We start from the raw sequence: 10791 nt of genomic DNA, 5'->3' as shown, positions 1-10791 counted from the left end.
TTTACTTCCGTTTGTGTCGCATTATCTCTTGCTAATACTGCTTTACCTGCTGTTACTGCTCGATCGTACGCATCTTTCTTACTTGCTTCGGCATTGTAGTAAGCTGCAGTTGCCTTAGTTTCTGTGTCACCTGTGCTTGTTGCTGTTCGAAGCGCGTCTTTATTTGCTTCCTTAGGTGCTACTATTGCTGCATCACTAAAGCTTGAAGCACGAATACCAGGATTAGTATTCATTTCATTATTAATTTCTATAACCGATAAAACAAAATATTTCCCTTCTGCAAGAGGTTTTAAATAGTCTCCGCTTTGTATAGTTACAGTAGTTTTATTTGTTTTTGGATTGACTCTTCCATACGGAACATCTACTTTTGCTGTCAATCTAGTTGGTCTAGGATTATGATTTTCTGCCCACTCATCTTCGGGATATACTCCTTTATCACGGTCATTATCATGAACCAAATATATTTTCATTTTTGCATATGACGGAAGATTTGGAACAACAGGAACTTCTACATCAATTGTCGGTTTAGTTTCCTGTTTACCTTTTAAATACTCATCGACAGTAGACTCCTTTTGCCCAGTAGGAACTTTAATCGTTGGTTTACCAAGTGAACGGTAAACTCCAATTTGAGCTGTCTTATCTCCACCTGCAGTTTTTACAGTGAAAGATAAGATAGCATCAGAGACTCCTTTAACATCTGTTTTTGCCTTTACAAAATATGTCGTTGCATTGTTTGGAAATCTATCCATTTTTTCAAGAGTCACACTACGACCTGTACTACTCGTTGCTGTTACACTCTTAATATTTCCGCTTTTAGATACAAATTTGAATATTCTAGTATATTGGTTAGATGATAATGTATCAAAATATCTATCAGTTCTACTGTAATTCCCATCTCTTTGACCATTCGATATTCCAAACTCTATACCTGTCACTTCCTCTGGCGTTGCTCTAAACCCACTTCCTTCAGGCAAAGAAGTCCTATTCAAGCTATGATTATGTCCTGCGATATTTGTGCCATTTGGTTCAGTATTTTCAGCTCTAATTCCGACTGTTTCTTTACCATTTGTTGTATCTGGTTTAGGAGTGAGTTTTCCTTTTGGTTTAGGAGTGGGTTTTTCTTTTGGTTTAGGTACACGTTTTAAACCAGCGTTTTTATATCCAACCAACGCATTATAAGCAAGATCAATTTCTTTTTGAGTTTTTGCATTAACAAGTACTTCTTTTGCTTTCGCAACTTTTTCTTGTAATACTTTAACAGTATCTTCTGTATAGTCCTTTAAGTTTAATTGATCAATTTCTTTTAGAAGAGATTCCAATTTATCTTTATTAGTAATCACTTCCTTTTCTTTGCCATTTGTTTCGGCTTTATTGATTTCCTCTGTCTTATTAGCAGGAATCATATCTTTATCAGATACTTTAATCTCATTTGCACCTTGAGCATTAGAACCAGCTCCATCTTCCTTGTTAGATGTTTTCTTTGCAGGCTCAGGAGCTACGATTTCCTTATTCCCCCCAGCTTCTAGAGATTTCTCTGGAGGAACTCCCTCTACACCAGCATTTACCATTTCAGTATTAGCCGTAGCAGGTGATACAGGTAAAGAATTTGCCTTAACCGCACCATTAGCAAAAAACATTAATGCTGCTACAGCAACACTTGCTGCACCAAAATGGTACTTACGAATAGAATAACGGAATACCTTTTCTCCGTTCACTTCACGATTTGATTTTCTCATCTAATCGCCTCTCTCTTATTTTTATTTTTGAGGTACTAAAAAATACCCCCCCCCCTTAAATATTTTAGGAATTTAAGGAAAGGATACACTCTTTAATTTTTGGTACCACACTTGTTTAAAAAACCATAGTACACCTTCTATTTTACATCTTTCTTAGAAAAATTAACAGTATAACCCATATATTTTTTTCTAATTTAGCATTTAATTTTAGCGAGTATAGATATTTTTTTACTAATCTATTATTACTATTAAGCAGGAAACCAAACAAGACCTCCACTATATCGAGGAGGCCTTGGATCAGCTCGGTTATTTAGTAAAAGACTAGAAAATTTTCTTTTCCCAATCGTCTTCTGTACGGCGAGGGTAGAAAAATTCAGATTTGTCCGGAGCTTCCATCATCTCCATCAAGGGTAGCATATCATAGGCCAGATCCAAGTTTGGAATCTGGTCTTTTTGAATCCAATAGCTCAAATAGTAACAATGATATTTAAAAACTACATTGAATGAAAATTAACAACTACTTGCTTACTAAAAATATATCACCAGTTATGTTGATCAACATTATCCTTAGTCACAAGATAAATTGGAGAAACTGTTTCTTTTTCCAGTTTTTTCCCTTGATAATGATCGATTGCTGATTGAATAGCAATTTCACCCATCTTAGCTGGTTGCTGAGCAATAGTGGCAGTAATATCACCTTTTGCAATAGCATCATGTGCATCTGGTTGACCATCAATACCAACAATTAATACATTGCTAAGACCAGCTGCTTTTACTGCTTGTGCAGCTCCTAACGCCATCTCATCATTCTGTGCAAAGATTGCTTGTACTTCTTTGTTTCCTTGAATCATATTTTGCGCTGTATTCAAAGCTTTTGCGCGATCAAAATTAGCGGATTGACTAGAAAGAACATCTAAATTTGTCTTTGAAATTTGTTCAAATCCTTTACCTCTATCTACAGTTGCAGAAGCGCCAGGGACTCCTGATAATTCAAAAGTTTTTGCTTTTTCTCCCAATTGCTTGGTAATAAATTCTGCAGCCATTTTACCTGCTTCTACGTTATCAGAAGCAACAGTTGTCAAGACTTCACCGCCATTACTACCGCGGTCAATTAAGATTACTGGAATATTTGCATTATTAGCAGCTTTAATAGATGTTACAATTGCATCAGAATCAACTGGATTAATTAGTAAAGCATCTACATTTTGACTAATAAAATTTTGAATATCATCTGCTTGTCTAGCAGCATCATCTTGTGCATCTGCTATCTTCAAAGTTACTTCTTTTTCTCTTGCGGCTTTTTCAAGACCATCTTTCATAGCTACAAAATAGGGATTGTTAGTAGTCGAAATAGAAACTCCTAATTTTAATTCTTTTGCAGACTTTTGAATCGTAGATTTATTATCATTTGATGAATTTCCTAAACCAGTTTTTCCACAAGCTACTAAAGCAAAAATAAATGTTACAAACAAAGCAAAAATGCTAATTTTTTTAATATTTTTCATGTTATTACTCCTCGTAATATATATCTATAGGGATAGTTTCAATCCCGATTATTGTACATCATCTAATAAATTGTTACTATTTCCAAAAAAATTGAAAATTATTCTACTGTTTTACAACTTTAAAACGATCAATCAGAACAGCAATTAAGATTACAACTCCTTTTACTACTTGTTGCCAAAATGCTGAAACACCGATAATATTAAGTCCATTATTCAAAACCCCAATAATTAAAGCACCTATTAAGGTCCCCAGTATGCGACCTTTACCTCCTGATAATGAGGTTCCCCCAAGAACAACAGCTGCAATAGCATCCATTTCATAACTAGCACCTGCTGTTGGTTGAGCAGAACTTAAGCGTGATGTTATAATCAATCCAGAAATTGAAGCCATAATACCTGAAATTGAATAAATGATAATTTTCACTTTATTTAGTTTCACACCTGATATATATGCTGCTTTTTCATTCCCCCCTATAGCATACACAGATTTACCAAATGCTGTTTTATGAAGTAAAACATATAAAACAATAAATACAATAAACATAATAATTACAGGAAATGGAATTCCGACTATATAACCTTGCCCCAAAAATTGAAATAAGAATGTATCACTTAATCCTTTTGTAATAGGATTCCCATTTGTATAAACAAGTGTTGCACCTCTAAAAATAGTCATAGTTGCTAAAGTAACGATAAATGGAGCTAATTTCCCGTAGGAAATCAATAAACCATTCATCATCCCCAGAATGCAACCCAAAATTAAAGAGATGAGAATTGCTAACGTAACAGGCATTCCAGATCCTAATAGGCCAGCGGTTAGCGCACTGGATAAGGCTAAAATTGATCCAACTGATAAATCAATTCCACCTGTTAGAATAACAAAGGTCATTCCAAAAGCGATCAGTGCATTTGATGTTACTTGCAATAGTAAATTTAACAGATTATTTGCTGTTAAAAAATTTGAATTGATAATAGTGATGACAGCCATTAAAATTATCAATGCTATTACCGTTGTCAATTCTGACATGTACTTCACAGTATTTTTCACACTATTGTCCTCCTGTAGCTAGTTGCATAACTTTTTCTTGTGTAGCTTCTTGACGTGTTAATTCTCCACTAATTCTTCCTTCATGCATGACCATAATACGATCACTGACTCCGATCACTTCTGGTAAATCTGAAGATACCATAATAATCGGCACACCTCGTTCAGCCAATTCATTCATTAATTGGTAAATTTCACGCTTAGCACCAACATCTACCCCACGAGTTGGCTCATCTAGAATCAGTACTTTTGGAGCAATACCTATCCATTTTGCTAAAACTACTTTCTGTTGATTACCACCAGAAAGTGTTCCAACTTCCTTATCTGGATAACCTGATTTAATTCGTAGCCTATCTATTAAACGTTGTACAAATATATCACTTGTTTTATTATCGAAAATGCCATTTTTAACAAAATCACGAGTACTAGGTAAAGTCATATTATCTTTAATAGAAAAATCTAAAATCAATCCCTCATCTTTACGATCTTCTGTTAAGAAACCAATTCCATGCTTAATTGCTTCAAAAGGATTTTTAATTATCAGTTGTTCTCCGTTTATTATAATTTGACCAGATTTTAAAGAATCAATTCCAAAAATTGCTCGCATTATTTCAGTACGACCAGCACCCATCAAACCAGAAAAACCAAGAATTTCCCCTTGACGTACATAGAAAGAAATATCCGTAAAAGCATCACCAGAAAGATTCTTAGCTTGAAAAACAATATTCCCAATCTCAGCCTTTTTTTCTGGATAATAATCTTCTAATTCACGGCCTACCATCTTCTGAACTAATTCATCCGCATTAGTTAACTTCGTTTTCTTGGTATCAATTACAAACCCATCCCTCATAACAGTTATAAGATCTGTGATCTTAAAGATTTCTTCCATCCGATGTGAAATATACACAATACCTACACCATCAGATTTTAATCCTTCTATCACTTTAAAAAGTGTTTCAGTTTCACGATCAGTTAAAGCTGCTGTGGGTTCATCCATAATTAACAAGGAAACTTCTGATAATAAACATTTTGCTATTTCTATCATTTGTTGTTGTCCGACTGATAATTGACCAATGATTGCATCGAGAGGAATAGAGATATTAAGACGTTTAAATGCTTCTTTAGCTTTCCTTTCCATACTAACTTTATCTAGAAACCCAATCGAATTTTTAATTTCTCTTCCTAAAAAAAGATTATCAAGTACAGTCATATCTGGCCAAGTATTCATTTCCTGATGAATAAAACTCAGTCCAAACCGTTCTGCCTCTTGAGGATTAGAAAATGTTTTTTCTTTTCCATCAATAAAAATAGTTCCTGAAGTAGCTGGAAAAAGTCCAGTTAAAATATTCATTAAGGTTGATTTGCCTGCGCCATTCTCCCCCATTAAAGCATGAACTTCTCCTGAATTAAGAACCAAATCAATACTTTCTAAAACACGATTATTCCCAAAAGATTTTGAAATGTTCTTCATTTCAATTTTCATAGGCAACCCCCTTCTAAATAATAACTCCTGATTGCAAGATTATATTCGAATATGGTGTATCTTCCCCAGTGCGAATAACTGCCTTAACTTTAGTATTCATAGCTTTCAATTCTTCATGACTAATATATTCAATAATTATATTCGATCCTAAAAGATCTAGAACTGCTTGCCACTGTTCTTTGTTTTTTTCCTTAATTTCTTCTGCTAAGAAAATTTTTTCGATAAGTACATGATCTGAATATTCTTTTAAAACTTCTAAAAAACTTGGACTACCTTTTCTTAATGCTAAATCAATTTTATCAACACCTTTTGGAACTGGCAATCCTAAATCTCCGATACAAACCAAATCCATATGACCTAAATCATCAGCTAGTTTCGCTATATTACTATTTAAAATCCCATATTTCTTCATATCCTGAATGCTCCTTTATTTCTTTCAAACTCGGCATACCTCCTTGCGCTCCAAATCTTTGAACAGAAAGATGTGAAGCAATCGTTGCAAAGGACAATGCAACATCCATCTCTTTTCCTTTTGAGATAGCATAAGCAAAAGCACCATTAAACGTATCTCCTGCTCCTGTGGTATCAACTACTTCTGCTTTTATAGCAGGAATTTTCTGAACTGCTGTCCCATCATAATAAATAGAACCTTCAACTCCTAATGTCACAATCATTTTATTAGGATAAATTTTAATAATTTCTTCTAGTTTCTTATCTGGAAAAAGCTCTGAACATTCATGCTCATTAGGAGTAATAAAATCACAAAAAGGAATCATCTCTATATCTGTTTCTCTAGCTGGTGCAGGATTGTAAAGCACCTTAACTTTATTTTCTTGACAAAATTTAGCTATAGATAGGTTGGCTTCATGTGGTATTTCATTCTGTAATACAACAATACTTGCATCACTAATCAATTCCCACTCATTTTTCCAATCATTTGTTTTAACTAAATTATTCGCTCCGGGATAATAAATAATCCTATTATCACCTCCATATAAAGTAATTTGTGCAACTCCTGTAGATTGTGGTACCGTTCCCACATGTTCTGTAAAAATATTATTATTTTGCAGATTACTTAGTAAATCTGCTGAAAAAATATCTTCTCCGACGTTTCCAAATATGTAAATATTATCTTCTACACTGGATAATCTACCAATAGCTACAGCTTGATTTGCACCTTTTCCACCTGGAACTATATTAAATGAATCCCCAAAAATCGTTTCACCTCCTTCTGGAATCCTTTTTGTTCTCATAACTAAGTCCATTGAAATACTTCCAACAACAACAATTTTACTCATTACTTTCTCCTTAATGTATTTCTTTCTACGTATCTAACAGGTAGTTTAATTTTAGCTTCATCTATAGAGAACTTATTTGCCATATTATAGATTAGTTTTGCAGCCTGTTCTCCCATTTTATATGAGGATTGGTGAATAGTTGATAAAGAAGGGTAAATAAATTGACTAAGTACAATATCATCATAACCAATGATTTGAATATCATCTGGAATTTTTTTACCAATTGCTAAAATTTCATGAATATAAGCTATCGCATGAATATCAGAAGGTGCTATAATACTATCGATATTTGGATTTCTTTTTAGATTCTCTTTAGCTTCTTTTTGAATTTTTTCAAAGTCAAACGTTTCACTTTCTTCAATACAAATTTCTAAAGATTTATTCCTCAAATAGTTTAAACTTGCTTCAAACCGTTCCGCGATATTCTCGGCTTTATCATCTAAAACTTTAATAATCAGAACTTGTTTAGCACCTGCATTACAGATTGCTTCAGCAGCCAAACGACCACCTGACTGATTATCAGAAAAAACACCGTAACCTGTATCTTTACTAATTCGGTCAACCACAACAACAGGTAATGATAAATCTGGATATTCTTTTGTGAAGTCATGTGTAGTAATAATGCCAGCAGCATTTGTTTTCAACAGCAAGTTAACATATTCACTCAAAGATTCTTGGTCTGAAATCGTACCAACCATAATTCTATAACCTTTATCTTTCAAATATGATTCAGCGCCTCGAACCAATCTTGGGAAGAAGGGATTTGAAATATCTGGCAATAAAAGTCCTACCATTTGGTTTTTTTTGGTTTTCAAAGATTGCGCTAATACATTTGGTGTGTAATTTAATTTTTTAATCGCATTTTTTATTTTCTCTCTCGCATCATCTCCAACATAACCTTTTTTTGATATATATCTTGAAACCGTTGATTTTGATACTCCAGCTTCTTCAGCAACCTGTTTTATTGTAGTCATCACTCCTCCTTCTTATGTTGTGGAACCGTTCCCTTATTCTATAGTAAACGTTTTCTTTTGATTTGTCAATACTTTTCTAAAAATATTTTAAATTTATTTCATAGTACATATATTTTTCCAAATATATTATTACTATTACACAAGAAACACAACAAGACCTCCACTATATCGAGGAGGCCTTGGATCAGCTTGGTTATTTAGTAAAAGACTAGAAAATTTTCTTTTCCCATCCATCTTCTGTACGGCGAGGGTAGAAAAACTCTGACTTGTCAGGAGCTTCCATCATTTCCATCAAGGGTAGCATATCATAGGCCAGATCCAAGTTTGGAATCTGGTCTTTTTGAACCCAAGAAACTTCTCCTTCATCTGAAGAGCGCAGTCTACCAGAGAACTCAGTCGCCTTATAACAAATGACAATATAGCGCCCACCTGTATCTAGTGGCCAATTTTTAATGCCGACAAGTTGAGGATTTTGGATAGTCAATCCTGTTTCTTCGTAGATTTCACGAATGACAGACTCCGCAAAAGCCTCACCATTTTCAACATGACCTCCAGGAAAGGCATAACCAGACCAGCGATTGGTTTCAGGAGAGCGATACTGCATAACCACGCGCTGAGTTTCGATGTCTTCAATCAGACAAATATTTGTTAAAATCGTTAATTGGGAACGAGCCATATTTTCTCCTTTAGGTACTATTCTAATCCAAAGCCTTCACTTCCAACATCATATCACGTATCTGAGCTGCTAGTTCAAAGTCAAGCACTTCGACGGCTTCTTGCATTTGTTTTTCGAGTTTCTTAACAAGTTCTTTGCGCTCTTGTTTGTTGAGGCTATTGATGTCGACTTCTTTTTCTTCTTCCTTGGCAACTGCCTTGGTCACAGCAATCAGGTCACGGATTTCTTTCTTGATTGTCTGAGGCACAATACCGTGTTCTTCATTATAAACCATCTGGATTTTGCGACGACGGGCAGTTTCATCGATAGCACGTTGCATAGACTGGGTCACAGTGTCCGCATACATAATGACATGTCCCTCACTATTACGAGCAGCACGACCAATAGTTTGGATGAGGCCACGTTCGTTACGAAGGAAACCTTCCTTGTCAGCATCGAGAATGGCTACCAAGCTTACTTCAGGAACGTCAATCCCTTCACGGAGCAAGTTGATTCCGACCAAGACATCAAAGACACCCAAGCGCAGGTCACGGATAATCTCCGTCCGTTCCAAGGTCTTGATGTCTGAGTGCATGTACTTGACCTTAATGCCCATTTCTTTAAAGTAGTCGGTTAAATCCTCTGCCATTTTCTTGGTTAAAGTGGTAATAAAGGTACGCTCATTCTTTTCTACACGGGCATTGATTTCACCTAAGAGATCATCAATCTGTCCCATAGTCGGACGGACTTCCACCTCAGGATCCAAAAGACCTGTCGGACGAATGATTTGCTCAATCACTGTCTCGGTCTGTTCATTTTCATAGTCACCAGGTGTCGCTGAAACGTAAACAATCTGATGCACATGGCTTTCAAACTCCTCCCGACGGAGAGGACGATTGTCCAGAGCAGACGGCAAACGGAAACCGTAATTTACTAACATTTCCTTACGAGAACGGTCTCCATTGTACATGCCTTTGATTTGTCCCATAGTCATGTGACTCTCGTCAATCATAATTAAAAAATCATCTGGGAAGAAGTCGAGAAGCGTATAAGGAGGCTCACCCTCACTCCGTCCATCCATGTGACGTGAATAGTTCTCAACCCCGTTGGTATAGCCCATCTCACGCAACATTTCGATATCATACTCTGTCCGCTGTTTCAAACGTTGAGCTTCTAGCAATTTGCCTTCCTTCTCAAAGACAGCTAGTTGCTCTTCTAATTCTGCTTGAATCTTTGCAATGGCAACTTCCATGTGGTCGTCATTGGTCACAAAGTGAGTAGCTGGGAAAATAGCCAAATGATCCACTTCTCCTAAGACCTGACCTGTCAGAGCCTCAACCTCACGGATACGGTCAATTTCGTCTCCAAAAAATTCTACTCGAAAGGCGTGTTCATCACGAGAGGCTGGGAAAATCTCCACTACATCCCCACGCACACGAAATCTTCCCCGTTGGAAATCAATATCATTACGTTCAAACTGGATATCAACCAAGTCATTCAAGAGTTTATCACGAGAAATTTCAAGACCTGGACGGAGACTCACGACACTATCAGCGTATTCCTTGGGCGAACCCAAACCATAGATACAAGAGACTGAGGCAACGACAATAACATCATTACGCTCCAAAAGAGCCGAAGTCGCTGAGTGTCGGAGCTTGTCAATCTCGTCATTGACAGAGCTGTCCTTTTCAATATAGGTATCGCTAGAAGGGACATAGGCTTCTGGCTGGTAATAGTCATAGTAGGATACGAAGTACTCAACTGCATTTTCAGGGAAAAATTCCTTAAACTCCCCATAGAGCTGTCCTGCTAGAGTTTTATTGTGGGCGATGACCAGAGTTGGTTTATTGACTTTGGAAATAACCTGACTCATGGTATAGGTCTTCCCTGTTCCAGTCGCCCCCATCAGAATCTGAGCTTTTTCTCCACCCTCGATATTATCAACCAACTGCTCGATAGCTTGGGGTTGGTCTCCTGAGGGTTGATATTTTGATACTAGTTTAAATTGATTATCTGTAATACGATTGATCATAAGAATCCTCTCTCCATGTGCTATTCCTATTTTAGCATACTTGTATCATTTTCACGAAGAAAA

At 36.0% G+C, this 10791-nt stretch carries 9 protein-coding genes and 3 pseudogenes; 2 read left to right on the top strand and 10 right to left on the bottom strand.

Annotation, left to right across the window (positions count from 1 at the left end):
* On the bottom strand, positions 1–1736 hold a 1736-nt coding region (locus tag HT728_RS10320; protein WP_173235109.1), incomplete at its 3' end, for a YSIRK-type signal peptide-containing protein.
* Positions 1737–1983: 247 nt separating this feature from the next.
* Between HT728_RS10320 and HT728_RS10315 the strand changes: the two are divergent.
* Positions 1984–2061: pseudogene (locus HT728_RS10315) on the top strand (DNA-binding transcriptional regulator); the annotation flags it as partial.
* On the opposite strand, the pseudogene HT728_RS10310 reads toward HT728_RS10315, so the two are convergent.
* The 7 genes and pseudogenes from HT728_RS10310 to HT728_RS10280 all read right to left on the bottom strand — a co-directional run.
* Positions 2058–2198, bottom strand: a pseudogene (locus HT728_RS10310) (NUDIX hydrolase); the annotation flags it as partial. The pseudogenes HT728_RS10315 and HT728_RS10310 overlap by 4 nt on opposite strands.
* 77 nt (positions 2199–2275) lie before the next feature.
* On the bottom strand, positions 2276–3241 hold the full coding sequence (locus tag HT728_RS10305; protein WP_000789621.1) for a substrate-binding domain-containing protein: 966 nt from the start codon (positions 3239–3241) through the stop codon (positions 2276–2278).
* A 103-nt stretch (positions 3242–3344) separates the two neighbouring features.
* Entirely contained in the window at positions 3345–4289 is a 945-nt protein-coding gene (rbsC, locus tag HT728_RS10300; RefSeq protein WP_173235107.1) for a ribose ABC transporter permease, read from the bottom strand.
* 1 nt (position 4290) lies between these two features.
* On the bottom strand, positions 4291–5769 hold the full coding sequence (locus tag HT728_RS10295) for a sugar ABC transporter ATP-binding protein (RefSeq protein WP_173235105.1): 1479 nt from the start codon (positions 5767–5769) through the stop codon (positions 4291–4293).
* A 13-nt stretch (positions 5770–5782) separates the two neighbouring features.
* Entirely contained in the window at positions 5783–6181 is a 399-nt protein-coding gene (rbsD, locus tag HT728_RS10290; RefSeq protein WP_000759835.1) for a D-ribose pyranase, read from the bottom strand.
* Complete coding sequence (gene rbsK, locus HT728_RS10285; protein ID WP_173235103.1) at positions 6156–7067, bottom strand: ribokinase; 912 nt, start codon at positions 7065–7067, stop codon at positions 6156–6158. Before rbsK ends, rbsD begins: the two co-directional genes overlap by 26 nt.
* Positions 7067–8041, bottom strand: coding sequence for a LacI family DNA-binding transcriptional regulator (locus HT728_RS10280; protein WP_000207600.1), 975 nt, complete (start codon positions 8039–8041; stop codon positions 7067–7069). The genes rbsK and HT728_RS10280 overlap by 1 nt, the downstream gene beginning before the upstream one ends.
* Before the next feature lie 143 nt (positions 8042–8184).
* On the opposite strand from HT728_RS10280, the pseudogene HT728_RS10275 reads away from it, so the two are divergent.
* Positions 8185–8253, top strand: a pseudogene (locus HT728_RS10275) (DNA-binding transcriptional regulator); the annotation flags it as partial.
* Here the strand turns inward: HT728_RS10275 and HT728_RS10270 are convergent.
* On the bottom strand, positions 8250–8717 hold the full coding sequence (locus HT728_RS10270) for an 8-oxo-dGTP diphosphatase (protein WP_173235101.1): 468 nt from the start codon (positions 8715–8717) through the stop codon (positions 8250–8252). The pseudogene HT728_RS10275 and the gene HT728_RS10270 sit on opposite strands and share 4 nt — an antisense overlap.
* 22 nt (positions 8718–8739) lie before the next feature.
* Positions 8740–10728, bottom strand: a complete 1989-nt coding sequence (uvrB, locus tag HT728_RS10265) for an excinuclease ABC subunit UvrB (protein ID WP_173235099.1) — start codon at positions 10726–10728, stop codon at positions 8740–8742.
* Positions 10729–10791: the final 63 nt, after the last annotated feature.

Source organism: Streptococcus sp. 544, assembly GCF_013277385.1.
Classification (GTDB): Bacteria; Bacillota; Bacilli; order Lactobacillales; family Streptococcaceae; genus Streptococcus; species Streptococcus mitis_BA.
This window is presented reverse-complemented; position numbering and strand designations above follow the sequence as displayed.